The 17,863-nt window shown below is 64.5% G+C and carries 16 protein-coding genes; 9 read left to right on the top strand and 7 right to left on the bottom strand.

The genetic code is table 11. The annotated features are described in order from the left end of the window. Positions 1-200: 200 nt before the first annotated feature. From IVA75_RS30255 to IVA75_RS30235, 5 genes are all read right to left on the bottom strand, one after another. Positions 201-1,529, bottom strand: a complete 1,329-nt coding sequence (locus tag IVA75_RS30255; protein ID WP_247290143.1) for a Gfo/Idh/MocA family oxidoreductase — start codon at positions 1,527-1,529, stop codon at positions 201-203. 202 nt (positions 1,530-1,731) lie between these two features. Beyond that, the gene (locus IVA75_RS30250; protein WP_247290141.1) at positions 1,732-2,532 is read right to left on the bottom strand and encodes a phytanoyl-CoA dioxygenase family protein; all 801 of its coding nucleotides are present in this window, start codon (positions 2,530-2,532) and stop codon (positions 1,732-1,734) included. Between the two features lie 81 nt (positions 2,533-2,613). Further along, positions 2,614-3,291, bottom strand: a complete 678-nt coding sequence (locus tag IVA75_RS30245) for a GntR family transcriptional regulator (protein WP_027565584.1) — start codon at positions 3,289-3,291, stop codon at positions 2,614-2,616. 187 nt (positions 3,292-3,478) lie between these two features. Continuing rightward, entirely contained in the window at positions 3,479-4,291 is an 813-nt protein-coding gene (locus IVA75_RS30240; protein WP_247290139.1) for an alpha/beta hydrolase, read from the bottom strand. A gap of 2 nt (positions 4,292-4,293) precedes the next feature. Then, positions 4,294-5,112, bottom strand: a complete 819-nt coding sequence (locus tag IVA75_RS30235) for an alpha/beta hydrolase (RefSeq protein ID WP_247290137.1) — start codon at positions 5,110-5,112, stop codon at positions 4,294-4,296. Between the two features lie 137 nt (positions 5,113-5,249). Between IVA75_RS30235 and IVA75_RS30230 the strand changes: the two genes are divergently transcribed. Beyond that, a complete protein-coding gene (locus IVA75_RS30230) occupies positions 5,250-5,792 on the top strand; it encodes a methylated-DNA--[protein]-cysteine S-methyltransferase (RefSeq protein WP_027565581.1) in 543 nt (180 codons plus the stop codon). A 17-nt stretch (positions 5,793-5,809) separates the two neighbouring features. Here IVA75_RS30230 and IVA75_RS30225 read toward each other — a convergent pair whose 3' ends face one another. Further along, positions 5,810-7,354 (bottom strand): acyl-CoA synthetase, encoded by a 1,545-nt coding sequence (locus IVA75_RS30225; protein ID WP_247290135.1) that lies wholly within the window; start codon positions 7,352-7,354, stop codon positions 5,810-5,812. A gap of 147 nt (positions 7,355-7,501) precedes the next feature. Further along, positions 7,502-8,674, bottom strand: a complete 1,173-nt coding sequence (locus tag IVA75_RS30220) for an acetyl-CoA C-acetyltransferase (protein ID WP_247290133.1) — start codon at positions 8,672-8,674, stop codon at positions 7,502-7,504. Between the two features lie 106 nt (positions 8,675-8,780). Between IVA75_RS30220 and IVA75_RS30215 the strand changes: the two genes are divergently transcribed. The 8 genes from IVA75_RS30215 (at position 8,781) to IVA75_RS30180 (ending at position 17,851) form a co-directional block, all read left to right on the top strand. Continuing rightward, on the top strand, positions 8,781-9,485 hold the full coding sequence (locus tag IVA75_RS30215) for a TetR family transcriptional regulator (RefSeq protein ID WP_007615253.1): 705 nt from the start codon (positions 8,781-8,783) through the stop codon (positions 9,483-9,485). Positions 9,486-9,551: 66 nt separating this feature from the next. Next, on the top strand, positions 9,552-10,310 hold the full coding sequence (locus tag IVA75_RS30210) for an SDR family NAD(P)-dependent oxidoreductase (RefSeq protein ID WP_007615252.1): 759 nt from the start codon (positions 9,552-9,554) through the stop codon (positions 10,308-10,310). Positions 10,311-10,496: 186 nt separating this feature from the next. Then, on the top strand, positions 10,497-11,303 hold the full coding sequence (locus IVA75_RS30205; protein WP_247290131.1) for an enoyl-CoA hydratase/isomerase family protein: 807 nt from the start codon (positions 10,497-10,499) through the stop codon (positions 11,301-11,303). Between the two features lie 43 nt (positions 11,304-11,346). Then, on the top strand, positions 11,347-13,218 hold the full coding sequence (locus tag IVA75_RS30200) for an AMP-binding protein (RefSeq protein ID WP_247290129.1): 1,872 nt from the start codon (positions 11,347-11,349) through the stop codon (positions 13,216-13,218). A 27-nt stretch (positions 13,219-13,245) separates the two neighbouring features. Further along, entirely contained in the window at positions 13,246-14,373 is a 1,128-nt protein-coding gene (locus IVA75_RS30195; RefSeq protein WP_247290127.1) for an acyl-CoA dehydrogenase family protein, read from the top strand. A gap of 14 nt (positions 14,374-14,387) precedes the next feature. Beyond that, the gene (locus IVA75_RS30190; protein ID WP_027565575.1) at positions 14,388-15,632 is read left to right on the top strand and encodes an acyl-CoA dehydrogenase; all 1,245 of its coding nucleotides are present in this window, start codon (positions 14,388-14,390) and stop codon (positions 15,630-15,632) included. Between the two features lie 136 nt (positions 15,633-15,768). After that, positions 15,769-17,013, top strand: coding sequence for an acyl-CoA dehydrogenase (locus tag IVA75_RS30185; protein ID WP_247290126.1), 1,245 nt, complete (start codon positions 15,769-15,771; stop codon positions 17,011-17,013). A gap of 139 nt (positions 17,014-17,152) precedes the next feature. Beyond that, complete coding sequence (locus IVA75_RS30180; protein ID WP_247290123.1) at positions 17,153-17,851, top strand: nitroreductase; 699 nt, start codon at positions 17,153-17,155, stop codon at positions 17,849-17,851. Positions 17,852-17,863 lie beyond the last annotated feature (12 nt).

Below are 17,863 nucleotides of genomic sequence, written 5' to 3'. Positions count from 1 at the left end.
CATTATGGCCAGCGGTCATGAGTACCGCACAAGAAGGCCGAACACATGGCTGCTCCGACCAACGCCGCAAGTGAAGATTCTCCTTGCCAACCCGGAGCCGTCCACACATGGCCCATAGCTGACCTGAGTCGATGTTCAGCTTGAGTCCGCAAAGCGTCGGCCAGCGGAACATCGCTCAGGCCGCACCAATGAATTTGGATTTATGAGTGCACGGCCTGATCTGCACTTACGAACACCGCTTCCATTGCCTTCCGCGTCTTGACCGTCTCGTTGCCTGCGTCGAACTCGACGTCGCTCCAGCGCACGAGCTCGCCATGGGCGACGTCGTGCTTCAGCTTCAGCCGATGCGCCAGGCCGATCGGCAACGCGCCGGCCTTGAGGCTCGCGGCCGCCGGCACCAGCTTGCCCCACACCGTGTAGCCGCCTTCGCCGTCGAGCATCTCGCCGGCACGCAGATTGCGTTTTGCCACGGCGGCGACGTCGCCGCGGAAACGATGGGGCTGCCCGGTCGGCTCGCCCCGCAGGGCTGCCGACAAGACCGAGATGTTCAGCTCGAGGCCGATCAGATGGTACGGCTTGTACATCGCCGCGTACCGTCCGCTGCCGTCGGTCTTCAGGCCGTACTGCCTGAAGCAGTCGGCCGCGTAGTCGTTCGGCGCCTCGAGCACGACGTAAACGCCCCAGCGCAGATCGCGAAACACCGGCCTTCCGTCGCGCTCAAGCGAGGAGACCACTTCCACGACGCCCGATCGCTCCAGCACGCCGCCCTTGCTGCGCGGCCGCATGATATGCGGGAGGTCGTCGACGCCGCAGGGTGGAAACAGCAGGCCCTCCGCAGGCACGTCCAGTCCGCAGGCATTCGCAATCGCGGCCATCTCGATCGCCGATTTGGTGCCGTCGAGGAAGGAGTTGAACATCTGGGGATTCATCCCGGCCGATTGCGCCTCGCCCGCGGTCAACCCGTAATGCTGCCAGACGCCATCCGGCGTCACGTCGTGATAGGCCGGCAGATATTTTGTGCCTTTGCCGGCGGCGACCACGTGAAAACCGGTGGCGCGAGCCCAATCCACCATCTCCGCGGTCAGCGCCGGCTGGTCGCCATAGGCGAGCGAATAGACCACGCCGGCCTTGCGGGCTTCCTCGGCGAGCAGCGGACCCGCCAGCACATCGGCCTCGACATTGACCATCACGATATGCTTGCCGGCCGCGATCGCCGCGCGGGCGTGCTTGATGCCGACGGCCGGATTGCCGGTCGCCTCCACCACCACGTCCATCGCGCCGCCGGCAATGGCGCGCGCGCCGTCGTCGGTGAAAACAGTGGCGGCGATCCGCGCCGCGTCCCATCCCACGGTGCGGCAGGCCTCGCGCGCGCGGTCGCGATCGATGTCGATGATGATGGGCACCTCCAGTCCCGGCGTGTGGGGCACCTGCGCCAGGAACATCGAGCCGAATTTACCGGCGCCGATCAGCGCCACACGGACGGGCTTGCCGGCGGAAGCGCGGGCCTGGAGGAGGCGGAAGAGGTTCATGGGACGGTCCTGCGAGGCAGAAATTGGTGAGGGGCGTGTTTCTATCAGATCGTCATGGCCGGGCCTGACCCGGCCATCCACGTCTTGCCGGCAGCGATCGTCTCAAGGCGTGGATCCCCGGGCCTTTGCGTCGCCGAAGCGGCTTCGGCCGCGCAGGCGGGACAAGCCCGGCCACGACGACCGAGGATGTTTGCGAGTAAGTCTACTCCGCCGCCTGCCGCGGCGCACGGGCGAGCCGGACCAGCGCGTCGTCCTTCACCGTCTTGATCGGCGCAAAATCGCGATGCGCGATGTACTCCGGCCGCGTCGGGGTGCGGATGTAATTCGAAACCGCGTTCAGCGTCAGGTACACGATCTTGCGCGGGTAGGGCGTGATGTTGCCCGCCGAGCCATGCACGAGATTGCCGTGGAACATCAGCATGCCGCCCGGCTTGCCGGTCGGCGCCACGATGCCGCCCTGCTTGACGAGGCGCGTCACGGTCTCCTCGTCCAGCGTCCACAGCGGATAGGAGGTCGTCGCGAGGTCGTGCGAGGCCTTGAGGTCGCCGGCGTTCTGGCTCTGCGGCACCAGCATCAGCGGGCCGTTGATCGGCATCACCTCGTCGAGGAAGATCGCGATGTTCATCGCGCGCGGCTCTGGCATGCCGTCGTCGCGCTTCCACGTGCCGTAATCCTGGTGCCATTGCCAGACGTCGCCGGTGAAGGCGGATTTTGCGTTGATCTTGAACTGGTGCATGTAGACCTGCTCGCCGAACAGCTGCTCGACCGGGTCGATCATGCGGGGATGCGCACCCAGAATGCCGAAGGCCTCGTTGTAGAGATGCGCGGCAAAGGCGGTGCGCGGCGCGCCGCTCTTCTCGCGCCAGACTTCCGGCCGGTTTGCGTCATAGATGGCGACCGCCTCGCGCGCGAGAAGATCGACCTCCTCCGGGCTGAACAATTCGGGCAGGAACAGCCAGCCCTCGCGGTGGAAGAACTCCAATTGCTCCTGGGACAGTTTCATGGCGCGTCCTCCTGTTCTAATTTTTGTTATCGCTCGTCATGGCCTTGACCCGGCCATCCACGTCTTTGGCGGTGGTGGCTGCTACGCCGCCGCCTCTTCCGTCGCCCTCAATCTCTCCTCGGTCATCCGTCCAGCCGTCTGCGCGTGCGCAAGCGCCGCACGTTCGGCCGCCTTGGCATCGCCCGCGAGAATGTGTCCGGCGATGTCGGCATGCTCGGCCCAGGCGCTGCCACGATAATCGAGTTCGGACAGCACCGTCGCCATCGAGCGGCGCATATGCGGCCATTGCGGAGTAATCGTCTCCTCGATCACGGGATTGCCGGAGAGCCGATAGATCGCGCGATGAAACTCGACGTCGAGCGCGATCAGCTCGGCGAGCGTGGTCTTGCCATCGATCCCGCGCCCGGCGGCGAGGGCCGCCTCCAGCCGCGCGCGTCCCGCCGCATCGCTTGCCGCGCGCTCCCCTGCAAGCCGTGCCGCCAGCGCATCGATCGCGCCGCGCACCTCGTAGAGCTGGCGGATGCGTGCGGGATCGAGCTGGGTGACTTCAAAGCCGCGCCGACCGCTCTCGGCGACGAGTCCCTGCCGGTGCAACAGGTGCAGCGCATGCGACACCGGCTGGCGCGACACGCCGAGCCTGTCGGCGAGCTCGTTCTGGCGGATGCGCTGGCCCGGCTGCAGCGTGCGATCGGAGATCGCCTCCAGGATCCGCGCATAGACCTGGTCGATCAAGTTCGGAAGCGGGTCGAGAGGGATCACGCCAGCAGCTCCGAAGGCCAACAGAGAATACGGAATTCCGTATTCGAAGATACGGCGAGAGGATAAGGGCGTCAAGCGCGGCCAATGCGGCGTCCGACCTCGTTTTTGCGATTCGCCAAGCCATTGATATTGCTGGGCTCGGCTACTGTGCATGGGGTTGTTTCAAGGAAAGGAGATGTGAGGCCGCCTACTCCGCCAGGAACGCGTTCACCGCCTCGCCGAACTCCAGCGGCGCCTGCTCGAACATCCAGTGCCCGGCATTGGGGATCACGGCCGTCTTAGCCCCCGCGATGTGCTCGGCCAGCACGCGCCACATCACCGACAGGCTCCCCGTCGTCGCGCCGCCGCCGATCAGCAGAGTCGGGGTCCTGATCGCCTGCGCGTCCGCGAGCGTGTAGGGCCTGCGCTGCTCGTTGATCTGGCCGAGGAAGGTGATCGCGTTGTCGCGCAATTGCTGCTTCGCCGCCGCCGGCACGCGCCGCCATGTGCCGTCGCCTTCGATGCCTTCGTAGAAGTTCTGCAGCGCGCTCTCGATGTCGCCGGCGCGGATCATCTCGACCGAGCGCGCCGTGCGCGCCGCCAGCGGCGGATGCGCGGGCGTGCCTGCGGGCACCGGCAGGCTGGCATCGAGATCGCCGCCGGGCTCGGCCAGCACCAGTTTGCGCAACAGATCCGGCCGCGTCTGCGCCACGCGAAACGCGATGTGGCCGCCGCGCGAATGGCCCATCAGATCGACCGGCGCGGGTTCGACCTGCTCGATGAAAGCGACCACGTCAGCGACGTGCTGGGCCATCTTGTAGTCGTCGCCGACGGCATCCCAGTGTTCGGGAAAGAAATGCCGCAGGCTGACCGAGATCACGCGATGCGATTTCGACAGCGGGCCGAGCACGGAATACCAGGTGCGGAAATCGCCGAGCGTGCCGTGCACGCAGACCAGCGGCGGGCCTCGTCCCACTTCGAGATAGGCCATGTCGTAATCGTTGACGCGAAAGGTCTGCATGATCAGCCCGCCAGGAAATCCAGCACCACTTCGGAGTATTTCTGCGGCGCCTGCTCGAACATCGGGTGCGTTGCGTTCGGGATGACCGCCGTCCTGGAATACGGCACATGCGCGGCGAGCGCATGCAGCACTTTCGGCAGCAGGCCCTTGGTCCGTGCGCCCAGGACGAACAGCGTCGGCATCGTAATGGACTCCGCGTCCGCCTTCGAGAATGGCGGGCGGTTGTCGCGGACCTGGCCGATCAGGGTGAAAGCGTTGTCACGCAGATTCTGCTTCACCAGCGCCGGCAGCCGCGGCCAGGTGCCGGCGCCTTCAAGCGTGTCGACGAAGACGGCAAGGCCGCCGTCAATGTCGCCGGCCGCGATCTTCTCGGCCGAGGCCGTGAACCGCGCCAGCAGCGGCGAGGGGCCGCCGGCATAATCAGGATCGAGGCTCGCATCGAGCTCGCCGCCGGGCTCGGCCAGCACCAGCCGCCGGAGCAGCTCCGGCCGCCGCTGCGCCACCCGGAAGCAGATGTGCCCGCCCCGGGAATGGCCCATCAAATCGACCGGACCGAGGTCGAGTTCCTCGATGAAGGCGATGACGTCCTCGACATGCTGGGCGATCGAATAGGTGTCGCCAACGCCATCCCATTGCGCCGGGAAGAAGTGCCGCAGGCTGACGCAGATCAGCCGGTGCCGCTGCGACAGCGGCCCGAGCACGCAGCCCCAGACACGAAAGTCGTTGAGCGAGCCATGAACGCAGACCAGCGGCGGCCGGCCTCGGTCTTCGCCCACGTCGAGATAGGGCATGTCGTATCCGTTGACGTGGAGGCTTTGCATTCTGGGCTCGCGAACAGGGGGCGGAACTCCTGTGCAAGATTCCCGGAAACCGGGTGGATCGCAACTATTTCCAAGCCTAGATTTGAGCTCAGTTCACATTGGGGGCATGCGAGGGAACGCAAGCCAGGGACCAAAACATGACCGACCAGCATTTTGCCCTGTTCGATAGCAAGATCGGCCTGTGCGCCATTGCCTGGGGTCCGCGCGGCATCAACGGCACGCAACTGCCGATGGGCGGTGAGCAGAAGATCCGCACCCGCATCAGCCAGCGCCATGCCGACGCCAGCGAGGCCGAGCCGACCGTCGAAGTGCAGCAGGCGATCGACCGAATCACAAAACTGCTCGCGGGCGAGCCGGATGACCTCACCGACATCCCGCTCGATCTCGACGGCGTGCCCGACTTCAACCGCGGCGTCTACGCGATCGCCCGCACCATTCCGCCGGGCAAGACCGTCACCTATGGCGACATCGCCAAGCAGCTCGGCGGTGTCGAGCTGTCGCGCGACGTCGGCCAGGCGCTCGGCCGCAACCCGTGCCCGATCGTCGTGCCCTGCCATCGCGTGCTGGCGGCCGGCAACAAGCCCGGCGGTTTCTCCGCGAATGGCGGCGTGGTGACCAAGCTGAAGATGCTCGAGATCGAAGGCGCGCTGGTGAACCACACGCCGAGCTTGTTCGACTGAGGCGATGACGCCGCGGGCTAGATCTTCACCGCCGCCTTCGGCCAATATTTGTCGCGCAAATGCCGCTTCACCAGCTTGCCGGTCGGGGTGCGCGGAAGCTCGGCTTCGAAATCAATCGAGCGCGGGCATTTGATCGTCGAGAGGCGGCTCTTGCAGTAGGCGATCAGGTCGGCCTCGAGCTCCTTGCCGGCGCGCTTGGGATCGTGCGGCTGCACCACCGCCTTGACCTCTTCGCCCATCTCCTCGTTCGGCACACCGAACACGGCGACGTCGGCGACTTCGGGGTGGGTGATGAGCACGTCCTCGGTCTCCTGCGGGTAGATGTTCACGCCGCCCGAGATGATCATGTAGGACTTGCGGTCGGTCAGAAAAAGAAAGCCGTCTCTGTCGAGATAGCCGACGTCGCCGAGCGTCGACCAGCCTTTTGCGTTGTAGGCCTTCTTCGTCTTCTCGGGATCGTTGTGATAGGTGAAAACCGGCGCATCGGCGAAATAGACCGTGCCGATCTCGCCCGTCGGCTGCTCCTCGTCGTTCTCGTCCAGAATCTTGATCTTGCCGACCACGGCGCGGCCGACGCTGCCGCGGTGCTCCAGCCATTCTTTCGAGTTGCAGACGGTGACGCCGTTGCCTTCGGAGCCCGCGTAATACTCGATCAGGATCGGCCCCCACCATTCGATCATCTTGGCCTTGACCTCGACCGGGCAGGGCGCGGCGGCGTGGATCGCGCCCTTCAGCGTCGAGACGTCGTAGCGGTTGCGGGCCTCGTCCGGCAGCTTCAGCATGCGCACGAACATGGTCGGCACGAGCTGCGCGTGGGTCACCTTGTATTTTTCGACCAGCTTCAGGAAATCTTCGGCGTCAAAGTGCTCCATGATGATGGAAGTGCCGCCGAGCAGGATCGCCATCATGTTGAAGCGCAAGGGAGCCGCGTGATAGAGCGGCGCCGGTGAGAGGTAGGTGGTCTCGTCGTTCATGCCGCACATGCTGGCGCAGAGGACGCGCAGAAACGCGTTCGGCTCGTCGATCGGCTTGCCCTCGAACGCCTTCTTGATGCCCTTGGGTCGGCCGGTGGTGCCCGACGAATACAGCATGTCATAGCCGGCGACCTCGTCGGCGATCGGCGTTGTCGGCTGCGCGGCGGCTTCCTTGTCGTAGGAGCGGAAGCCGGCTTGCGGCTCGTCCATCATGTAGAAGACCGGCTCGCCGGCCGCACCCTTGATCAGGGCCTTGATCTGGTCGGCGCATTTCGGCGTGGTGATCACGACCTTGGCGCCGCAATCGGCGATGATGTAGTCGATCTCGTCCTGCTTCAAATAGCGGCTGATCGCGGTGTAATAGAGCCCGCTGCGTTGCGCAGCCCAGCAGATCTCCATGAAGGCGAGGCGGTTCTCCATCAGCAGCGCGATGTGGTCGCCGGCCTTCAGCCCGAGCGAGCGGAACAGATGCGCGCCCTGGTTCGAAAGCTCGTCGAGCTCGCGATAGGTAATCGCCTTGCCGGTCCCGGCCATCTGATAGGCGATCTTGTCGGGTGTGGCGCGGGCGTGAATGGAGGGGTGAGTCATGTCTCTGTTTACGGCTAGGAGTGATGTTCCCCGGACGCAACGCAGCGCGTAGCGGTGCGCTGCAGATCCGAGGTCCATTGTGAGGCATGGGTCCCGGCTCTGCGCCGCAGCGTTTCACGCTGCAGCGCGTCCGGGACACGTGAGAGCTTACAGCCGCTCCACGATCGTCACGTTGGCCATGCCGCCGCCCTCGCACATGGTCTGGAGCCCGTAGCGCTTGCCGCGCTGATGCAGGGCATGCACCAGCGTCGTCATCAGCTTGGTGCCGGAGCCGCCGAGCGGATGGCCGAGCGCGATGGCGCCGCCATTGACGTTGAGACGTTCCGGATCGGCGCCAGTGGTCTTGAGCCACCCCGTCGGCACCGAGGCAAAGGCCTCGTTGACCTCGAACAGGTCGATGTCGTCGATCGTCATGCCGGCCTTCTCCAGCGCGCGCTTGGTGGCGTGCAGCGGTGCGTCGAGCATGATCACGGGATCGCCGCCCATCATGGTCATGTGGTGGACGCGCGCCAGCGGCTTCACGCCAAGCTGCTTCAGGCCACGCTCGTTCACCACCATCACGCCGGAGGCGCCGTCGCAGATCTGGCTGGCGCTGGCCGCGGAGAGCTTGCCGTTCTCGGCGATCAGCTTGACGCCCTTGATGCCGTCGAGTGTGGCGTCGAAGCGGATGCCCTCGTCGATGTGGTGGGTGTCCTTGGAGCCGTCGGCGCGGGTGATCTCGAGCGGCACGATCTCCTTTTTGAAGTGGCCGGCCTGGGTTGCCGCGATCGCGCGCTGATGGCTGTTGTAGGAGTATTCGTCGAGCTCGTCCTTCGACAGGCCGTACTTCTCGGCCATCATTTCGGCGCCGGTGAACTGGCTGAACACGATGTTTGGATAACGGTGCTCGATACCCGGGCTCTTGTAATTGCCAAAGCCGTTCTTGGCGGGAAGCTGCGACGACAGGCCCATCGGCACGCGTGTCATCGATTCCACGCCGGCGGCGATCACCACGTCCATCGCGCCGGACATCACGGCCTGGGCTGCGAAGTGCAGCGCCTGCTGCGAGGAGCCGCATTGGCGGTCGATCGAGGTACCCGGCACGCTCTCCGGCAGTTTCGAGGCCATGATGGCGTTGCGCGCGACGTTGTTGGACTGCTCGCCGACCTGCATGACGCAGCCCATGATCACATCCTCGACCAGCGCGGGATCGACCTTGGTGCGGTCAACCAGCTCGTCCAGCACCTTCGCGGCGAGATCGGCCGGATGCCATCCGGCGAGGCGGCCCCCCTTGCGCCCGCCGGCGGTACGCGCGGCGGCGACGATATAAGCCTCGGCCATGTCGGTTTCTCCCTACACTATTTTGAACGGTTGCTTGTCGGACGGATTTAAGGGGCGACTGGTTGTTTAGTCAATCGATCAATTAACTCTTGTGGAGAGGTGCTGCTTGGGCTTATCTGCGGCCGCTCTCGCGCCAAAATCAGGGATCTCCGTGACTACCAGCGTACCGAACCGGCTCCCCAGCGGAAAGAATTCCACAGCAGAGAAATTGCTCGTGGCCGCGAGCGAGTTGATGATCGAACGCTCCTCGATCGAGATTTCGCTGAGCGACATCGCCCAGAAGTCCGGTGCCAACGCCGCGCTGGTCAAATATCACTTCGGCAACAAGGACGGCCTGCTGCTGGCGCTGCTCGAGCGCGACGCGGGAACGGAACTGTCCAATCTCGAATATCTGCTGGCGCAGCCGATCACGCCGACTGCGAAGCTGAAGCTGCATATCGGCGGCATCATCCGCGCCTATCACCGGTTTCCGTACATGAACCGGCTGATCCACTATCTGCTGCACGAGAGCGTCGCGGGCTCCGCGGACGAAGTCTCGAAATTCTTCGTCGCACCGCTGCTGGATTTCCATCGCCGCCTGCTCGCCGAAGGCGTCAGTCAGGGCGAATTCCGCGCCACCGATCCGGTGCTGTTCTACACCAGCCTGATCGGCGCCTGCGATCATTTGTTCTTCGGCCGGCACGCGATGTCGCGCGCGACCGGCGTTGGCCCGGTCACCGACGACGTCTGCCGGCAATACATCAAGCATATGGAAACGCTGATCTGCGGCGGCATTCTCACGAATATCGAGGAAGCTGCCGCGGCCGGATGACCGGCCAGAACGCAGAAGTCTAGAGAAGAAACGCCCAAGGAAAAGGTTTGAGGAAAGGTACAAGCGATGCAGTTGAAAGACGTAGCCGTTCTCATCACGGGCGGCGGGTCCGGCCTCGGTGCCGCGACCGCCCGCGCCATGGCCGCCAAGGGCGCCAAGATCGGCGTGATCGACCAGAGCAAGGAAAACGCCGAGAAGGTTGCCGCCGAAGTGAAGGGCATCGCGCTTCATGCCGATGTCACCAGCGAGGAGCAGATCAAGGCGGCGATCGCCAAGGCGGAAGCCGCGCACGGCGTCGCGCGCGTGCTGATGAACTGCGCCGGCATCGGCGGCTCGCAGCGCATCGTCGGCCGCGACGGCGTCTACCCGCTGGAAAAGTTCGCGCGCATCATCAACGTCAATTTGATCGGCACCTTCAACTGCCTGCGTCTGTTCGCCGAGCGCCTCGTCACGATCGAGCCGGTCGGTGAAGAACGCGGCGTCATCGTCAACACGGCGTCGGTCGCGGCTTACGAAGGGCAGATCGGTCAGATCGCTTATGCGGCGTCGAAGGGCGGCGTCGTCGGTCTCACGCTGCCGGCGGCGCGCGATCTCGCGAGCCAGAAGATCCGCGTCAACACCATCGCCCCCGGCCTGTTCCTGACGCCGCTGCTGATGGGTTTGAACGAAGAGGCCCGCAAGAGCCTCGGTGCCCAGGTGCCGCATCCCGCGCGTCTCGGCGACGCCAATGAATACGGCTCGCTGGCCGTGCACATCGTCGAGAACCCGATGCTCAATGGCGAGACCATCCGTCTCGACGGCGCGATCCGCATGGCGCCGCGGTAGCTCTTCCTCCCTTCTCCCCTTGTGGGAGAAGGTGGCGCGCGTAGCGCGCCGGATGAGGGGTCTCTATCCACGGAGACAGACCCCTCACCCAAGCGAATTCCGGGTTCGCAGCATACATGCCCTCTCCCACAAGGGGAGAGGGCGCAGCAATCGGCACCGCGAATGGCGGCAAGCACGAGGCGCCTCATGTCCCAATCGCTGCTGATCGAGCACAATGACGGCGTCGACACAGTGACGCTCAATCGTCCCGAACACCTCAACGCGCTCGATCCTGCGTTGATCGACGCGCTGAATGCTTATTTCCAAGGCCTCCAGCGCAATCGCGATACCCGCGTCGTAGTGCTGAAGGGCGCCGGCAACAATTTCTGTGCGGGCCTCGATCTCAAGGCCGCGATGGCGCGCCGTGCCGGCCAGCAGGAGCCGTCTGATGTCACCGAGTCGCTGGATTCGCAGCGGCGCATCGCCGACATCGTGATGCTGATGCGGCGCTGTCCGCAGCCGATCCTCGCGCTGGTACAGGGCGCGGCGGCTGGCGGCGGCTTTGCACTTGCGCTCGCCTCCGATATCCGCATCGCGACGAGATCGGCGCGGATGAACTGCGCCTTCATCAAGCTCGGCCTTGGCGGCTGCGACATCGGCACCAGCTATTTCCTGCCGCGCCTTGTCGGTGTCTCCGTTGCCTCGGAGCTGATCCTCACGGGACGCTTCATCGGCGCCGAGCGGGCGCTCGCGGTCGGGCTGGTCTCCGAGGTCGTCGACGAGGACAAGCTCGATGAGGCCGCCGAACCCTATGTCGACGCGATGATCACGGCCTCGCCCGTGGGCCTACGCCTGTCCAAAGAATGTCTCAACATGAGCGTCGATGCCGGATCGCTGGAAGCCGTGATCGCGATGGAGGATCGCAACCAGGTTCTGTGCAGCCGCTCCGAGGAATTTTCGGAAGGCATCAGGGCCTTCCTTGAGAAGCGAAAGCCTGTCTATATCAGGCGCTGACAATGAAGATCCGTAAAGGACGAGAAATTCCGGGAGACGCAAAATGAGTGGAAGCGCGGCGGCGGTGATGACGAAGCCCGCCTTTCGCAAGGTCGAGTGGCTGGCGCGCGACATCGATGTCGAGCGCCGCGACGACGGCACGGTGGTGCTGAAGTCGCGCATCCCGCTGCAGACCTACGAGAAGCATATCCCGGCTTCGCTGGCAAAATGGGCGAAGGAAGCGCCCGAGCGGATCTGGCTTGCCCAGCGCGGCGGCCCTAACCGCGAATGGCGTAAGGTATCCTATGGGGAGGCCAAGCGCACCGTGGATGCGCTGACGCAAGGCCTGCTCAATCTCGCGCTCGACGGCCGCCCGGTCACGATCCTCTCCGGCAATTCGATCGAGCACGCGCTGATGACGCAGGCGGCGATGCAGGCGCGCGTCCCGGCCGCGCCGGTCTCGCCAGCCTACTCCTTGATGAGCCATGATCACGTCAAGCTGAAATATTTGTTCGACCTGATCAAGCCGGGCGCGGTGATGGTGCAGGACGGCCCGACCTTCGAGAAGGCGCTGAAAGCGCTCGATCTCACAGGCGTCACCGTGGTTCACGTCTTGCGGCCCTGCGAGGGTATCGCGAGCGTCAGCTTTGCCGAGCTCGCGGCGACAGTCGTGACGGCCGATGTCGAAGCGTCGATCGCGAAGATCGCGGCTGAGACCGTCGGCAAGCTGCTGTTCACGTCAGGCTCGACCGGCATGCCCAAGGCCGTCATCAACACGCAAGCGATGATGTGCGCCAATGCGGCGATGATGATGCAGGTGCGACCGCGCGATCCCGGCGGTCCGATCTCGACCATGCTGGACTGGATGCCCTGGAACCACACCATGGGCGGCAATGCGGCGTTCCACCCGATCCTGGTCGACGGCGGCACGCTCTATATCGATGACGGGCGGCCGATGCCGGGCCAGTTCGATGAGACGCTGCGCAATCTGCGCGAGATATCGCCGACCTATTACGCCAACGTCCCCGCGGGCTATGCCGCGCTCGCCGCCGCCATGGAGAAGGACGACGGGCTGTGCCGATCCTTCTTCAAGAACCTCTCGATCATGGCCTATGGCGGCGCGCGACTGCCGGATGATCTCTACGATCGCATGCAGGCTCTCGCCGTGAAGACCACCGGCGAGCGCATCGTGTTCTACACCGGCTGGGGTTCGACCGAGACCGCGCCGACCTCGACCGGCACCTATTGGGACACCGAGCGCGTCGGCCTGATCGGCCTGCCGTTCCCCGGCGTCGAGTTGAAGATGGTGCCCTGCGGCTCGAAATACGAGCTGCGTCTGCGCGGCGTCAACGTCACGCCGGGCTATTTCGGCCAGCCTGACCTGACGAAGAAGATGTTCGACGAGGAAGGTTTTTACTGCATCGGTGACGCCGGCGTCTTCGTCGACGACACTGATCCGGTGAAGGGCATCATCTTTGCCGGGCGCGTGGTGGAAGATTTCAAGCTGACCACCGGCACCTTCGTCCATGTCGGCTCGCTGCGCACGGATGCTATCGCCGCGGCAACGCCTGTCGTCCATGACGCGCTGGTCGCGGGGCAGGATCGCGCCTTCATCGGCCTGCTGGCCTGGCCGAACCTGCATGCCTGCCGCCAACTCGCCGGCAACCCCGATCTCAGCTTCGATGATGCAGTGAAGCATCCCGAGGTGATCGCTTGCTTCAGGCGCGGACTGGAGGCCCACAACAAGGAGTGCGAAGGCGCCAGCAGCCGTATCATCGCGCGCGCCATGCTGATGGCGGAACCGCCCTCGATCGACGGCAACGAGCTCACCGACAAGGGCTACATCAACCAGCGCGCCGGCCTGGAACGTCGTGCCGCGCTGGTCGAGCGGCTTTATGCGGACAAGCCCGACCAGGACGTCATCATTCTCAAGTAATCGACATCATCAACACGGATACGCGCCATGAACTTCGATTTCTCCGACGACCAGAAGCAGCTCCGCGATCAGGCGCGCAAATTCCTCACTGAGAAATGCTCGCCAAAGGCGGTGCGCGCAGTTCTCGACGGCAAGGCACCGTATGACAAGGAGCTGTGGAAGGGGCTCGCCGAGATGGGTTTTCTCGGTGTTGCAATCCCAGAGGACTTTGGTGGCGCCGGCGCCGGTCATCTCGAACTTTGCGTGATCGCTGAAGAGATGGGCCGGTCGAACGCACCGGTGCCGTTTTCCTCTACCGTCTATCTCGCAGCCGAAGCGCTGCTGATCGCCGGCAGTGACGCGCAGAAGAAGAAATGGTTGCCGGCGATTGCCTCGGGCGAGGCGATCGGAACGCTGGCGCTGTTCGAGGGCAAGGGCAATCCGTCACCGAAGAACGTCAAGCTCACGGCTGCCAATGGCATGCTCAACGGTGTCAAGAAGCCGGTCGCCGATGGCGCGATCGCGGACTTCGCGGTGGTCGCGGCACGCACGGGATCGAGCGGGCGCGACGGCGACATCTCCTTGTTCATCGTCGATCTCAAAGACGGCGGCGTCGAGGTGAAAAGCCTGACCAATCTCGATCCGACCCGCGGACAGGCCGAGATCACTTTCAGGGATTGCAAGGCCGAGCCGCTGGGTGCGGCCGGCGAAGGCTGGAGCATCTTGACTCAAGTGCTCGATCGCGCCGCGGTGCTCTGCGCGTTCGAGCAGGTCGGCGGCTCCGACCGCGCGCTGGAGATGGGCCGCGACTACGCACTCGACCGCATCGCCTTCGGCCGACAGATCGGCTCGTTCCAGGCCGTCAAGCACATGCTGGCGGACATGTACGTGTCGGCGACGCTGGCGCGTTCCAACAGCTATTACGGCGCCTGGGCGCTCTCGACCAATGCAGGCGAACTGCCGGAAGCGGCTGCAGCCGCGCGCATCAGTGCGACGCAGGCGTTCCAGCACTGCGCCAAGAACAACATCCAGGTTCACGGCGGCATGGGTTTCACCTGGGAGTTCGACTGCCACATGTACTACCGCCGCGCCAACGCCATGGCGCTCGGTCTCGGCAGCCTGTCCTATTGGGAAGACCAGTTGATCGACCGCATGCGCAAGAAGAACGCGGCGTAGGCAAAGGCAACGTCATGAACTTCGACGATACCCCGCAGGAAGCCGAATTCCGCGCCACCGCGCGCGCCTGGATCGGTGCGAATGCACCGAAGCAATACGAGGACGAGCTCCGCAAATCCTCGCTCGGCCGCACCCAATTGAAGAACGCCAACATCCTCGACGTTGCAAAGGCCTGGCAGAAGAAGAAGGCGGATGCCGGCTGGGCCTGTCTGCACTGGCCGAAGGAGTATGGTGGCCGCGGCTCGTCGCCAATCGAGCGTGTGATCTGGCAGCAGGAAGAGGGGCCGTTCGGCCAGCTATCCCGCATGTTCATCATCGGCCACGGCATGTGCGGGCCGACCATGATGGCGTTCGCGCGCGAGGAGCATAAGCGCGCCTATCTGCCGCCGCTCGCCTCCGGCGAAAAGGTCTGGTGCCAGCTGTTTTCCGAGCCCGCCGGCGGCTCCGACGTCGCTGGGTTGCGAACCCGCGCGGAAAAGGACGGCGACGACTGGGTGATCAACGGCCAGAAGATCTGGACGTCGGGCGCGCACTATTCCGACTACGGAATTTTGCTCACCCGCACCGATCCGACCGTGCCCAAGCACAAGGGCCTGACCATGTTCTTCCTGGACATGAAGAGCCCGGGCGTCGAGGTGCGGCCGATCAAGCAGGCGAGCGGCGCTTCCGACTTCAACGAGGTCTATTTCACCAACGTCCGCATTCCCGATCACCAGCGCCTCGGCGAGGTCGGCGACGGCTGGAACGTCTCGCTGACCACGCTGATGAACGAGCGCAGCGCGATCGGCGCGGCCGTCTCGACCGGCTTCCCCGAGCTGTTCGATTATTGCTCGGACCTGATGCTGGACGACGGCCCTGCCATCGAGGATCGTGCGGTGCGCGCGAAGCTGGCGAACTGGGCAGTGAAGGCGAGCGGGCTGAAATACACCAGCATGCGCGCGATCTCCGCGCTGTCGAAGGGCGAGCGCCCGGGACCGGAAAATTCCATCGGAAAGCTGGTGGCGGGCTCGATGATCCAGGATGTCGCGACTTATGCCCTGGACTTGCAGGGCGCGGGCGGAGTGGTCAGCGGCGAGGATGCCGAACTCGCCGGCCGCTTCCAGGCGATGCTGCTGCGCGCGCCGGGCACCCGTGTCGAAGGCGGCACCGACGAGATCATGCGCAACATCATCGCCGAGCGGGTGTTGGGCCTGCCCGGCGACATCAGGGTCGACAAGGACGTGCCGTTCAACAAGATCCCGACGAAGGGAAGAGGCTGATGATCCTCATCCTGAGGAGCCGCGGAACGCGGCGTCTCGAAGGATGCAGGCCCGACTGGGCCTCGTGGTTCGAGACGGCGCTGCGCGCCTCCTCACCATGAGGGACTAAGACAGAGCAAGAACGAAGAGGTCCGCCATGAATTTCGACGACACCCCGCAGGAAGCCGCATTCCGCGAGACCGCGCGCAAATGGGTCGAGGCCAACGCGCCGAAGGAGTTTTTGGCCGAGCTGTCAAAATCCTCGCTCGGCCGCATCCGGCTCGCCAACCACGACATCGTCGATGTCGGCAAGGCCTGGCAGAAGAAGAAGGCCGAAGGCAACTGGGCCTGCCTGCATTGGCCCAAGGAATATGGCGGCCGGGGTGCGACGCCGATCGAGCGGGTGATCTGGCAGCAGGAGGAGGGCGTCTATGGCAAGCTGACGCAGCCGTTCCAGATCGGCGAGGGCATGTGCGGCCCGACCGTGATGGCTTTTGGCAGCGAGGACGCCAAGCGGCGCCATTTGCCGAAGCTGGCCGCGGGCGAGGAGATTTGGTGCCAGCTGTTCTCCGAGCCGTCGGCGGGCTCTGACGTCGCGGGCTTGCGCACGCGCGCGGAGAAGAAGGGCGACAATTGGGTCGTCAACGGCCAGAAGATCTGGACCTCTGGCGCGCACTATTCCGACTACGGTCTTTTGATCGCGCGCACCGATCCCAATGTGCCGAAGCACAAGGGACTCACCATGTTCTTCCTGGACATGAAGAGCCCCGGCGTCGAGGTGCGTCCGATCAAGCAGGCCAACGGCATGCAGGAGTTCAACGAGGTCTATTTCACCGACGTCGTCATTCCCGACAGCCAGCGCCTCGGTGCCGTCGGCGAGGGCTGGAGCGTGTCGCTGACCACGTTGATGAACGAGCGGATGTCGATCGGCTCGCGGCTTGCGACCGGCGTCCCCGAGATGTTCGAGTTCTGCTCCAATCTGATGCTGGAGGATGGCCTCGCCATCGACGATCCCGCCGTGCGCTCAAAACTCGCGAGCTGGGCGGTGAAGTCGAGCGGGCTGAAATACACCAGCTACCGGGCGATCTCGGCGCTGTCCAAGGGTGAACGGCCGGGGCCGGAGAATTCGATCGGCAAGCTCGTGTCCGGCATGATGCTGCAGGACATCGCAACCTACGCCATGGACCTCCAGGGCGCGGCCGGCGTTCTCACAGGCAGCGACGAGGAAACCGTTCAGGGCCAGTTTCAGCAGATGCTGCTGTCCTCGCCCTCGATGCGCATCGCGGGCGGCACAGACGAGATTTTGCGCAACATCATCGCCGAGCGCGTGCTGGGACTGCCGGGCGACATCCGCGTCGACAAGGACGTGCCGTACAACAAGATCCCGACCAAGGGACGGTGATCTAGTCTCTCGCTGTATCTCGTAGGGTGGGCAAAGCGAAGCGTGCCAACCATATTTAGATGCGCCGAGGTAAATCTGTCGGTGGGCACGGCGCTATGCGCCTTTGCCCACCTTACGAAGAGAAGGCGCGAGTTGATCCATGGACGCACAAGTAAAGCAAAACGACCGCATCGGCGTACTCGAAGAGCTACTCAACGAGCGCTACTCGGTACGAGCCTTCCTGGCCAAGGAGGTCGATCGCGCGACGATCGAACATTTGCTGACGACCGCGCAGCGCACGGCGTCCTGGTGCAACAGCCAGCCCTGGCAGGTCGTCATCGCCAGCGGCGAGGCCAAGGAGCGTTTCCGCAAGCTGATCTACAAGGAGGCTTCGGGCGGTCTCGGGGACGACTATGATTTCCCGCCGCCGCGCGAATATCTCGGCGCCTATCTCGATCGCCGTCGCGAGAGCGGTTTTCAGCTCTACAACACGCTCGGCATCGCGCGCGGAGACAAGATGGCCTATGCCAAGCAGGCGCTGGAGAACTACAATTTCTTCGGCGCGCCGCATGTGGCCATCATCCACACCGACGAGCCGCTCGGCATCTACGGTGCGATCGATTGCGGCGCCTATGTCTCGAACTTCATGCTGGCCGCGCAGGCGCTCGGGCTCGGCACGATTCCGCAGGCGGCGCTCGCGCGCCACTCCGGCCTGATCCGCCGCCATTTCAATCTGCCTGATGATCGCCGCATCGTTTGCGGTATCTCGTTCGGCTATGCGGACCACGCCCACAAGGTCAACAGCTACCGCACGTCGCGTGCGAGCGTGGCCGAGACCGTGACCTTCGTGGACGAGTGATCGAGGCGACGC

This window comes from Bradyrhizobium sp. 134, assembly GCF_023074155.1.
Lineage (GTDB): Bacteria > Pseudomonadota > Alphaproteobacteria > Rhizobiales > Xanthobacteraceae > Bradyrhizobium.
This window is presented reverse-complemented; position numbering and strand designations above follow the sequence as displayed.

Excerpts from the sequence above, each read along its gene's own strand:
- IVA75_RS30225 (WP_247290135.1), bottom strand. The coding sequence starts at position 7,354 with ATGACTCACCCCTCCATTCACGCCCGCGCCACACCCGACAAGATCGCC.
- IVA75_RS30195 (WP_247290127.1), top strand. The coding sequence starts at position 13,246 with ATGAACTTCGATTTCTCCGACGACCAGAAGCAGCTCCGCGATCAGGCG.
- IVA75_RS30180 (WP_247290123.1), top strand. The coding sequence starts at position 17,153 with ATGGACGCACAAGTAAAGCAAAACGACCGCATCGGCGTACTCGAAGAG.
- IVA75_RS30190 (WP_027565575.1), top strand. The coding sequence starts at position 14,388 with ATGAACTTCGACGATACCCCGCAGGAAGCCGAATTCCGCGCCACCGCG.
- IVA75_RS30200 (WP_247290129.1), top strand. The coding sequence starts at position 11,347 with ATGAGTGGAAGCGCGGCGGCGGTGATGACGAAGCCCGCCTTTCGCAAG.
- IVA75_RS30230 (WP_027565581.1), top strand. The coding sequence starts at position 5,250 with ATGACCGACCAGCATTTTGCCCTGTTCGATAGCAAGATCGGCCTGTGC.
- IVA75_RS30205 (WP_247290131.1), top strand. The coding sequence starts at position 10,497 with ATGTCCCAATCGCTGCTGATCGAGCACAATGACGGCGTCGACACAGTG.
- IVA75_RS30210 (WP_007615252.1), top strand. The coding sequence starts at position 9,552 with ATGCAGTTGAAAGACGTAGCCGTTCTCATCACGGGCGGCGGGTCCGGC.
- IVA75_RS30255 (WP_247290143.1), bottom strand. The coding sequence starts at position 1,529 with ATGAACCTCTTCCGCCTCCTCCAGGCCCGCGCTTCCGCCGGCAAGCCC.
- IVA75_RS30250 (WP_247290141.1), bottom strand. The coding sequence starts at position 2,532 with ATGAAACTGTCCCAGGAGCAATTGGAGTTCTTCCACCGCGAGGGCTGG.
- IVA75_RS30240 (WP_247290139.1), bottom strand. The coding sequence starts at position 4,291 with ATGCAGACCTTTCGCGTCAACGATTACGACATGGCCTATCTCGAAGTG.
- IVA75_RS30220 (WP_247290133.1), bottom strand. The coding sequence starts at position 8,674 with ATGGCCGAGGCTTATATCGTCGCCGCCGCGCGTACCGCCGGCGGGCGC.
- IVA75_RS30235 (WP_247290137.1), bottom strand. The coding sequence starts at position 5,112 with ATGCAAAGCCTCCACGTCAACGGATACGACATGCCCTATCTCGACGTG.
- IVA75_RS30185 (WP_247290126.1), top strand. The coding sequence starts at position 15,769 with ATGAATTTCGACGACACCCCGCAGGAAGCCGCATTCCGCGAGACCGCG.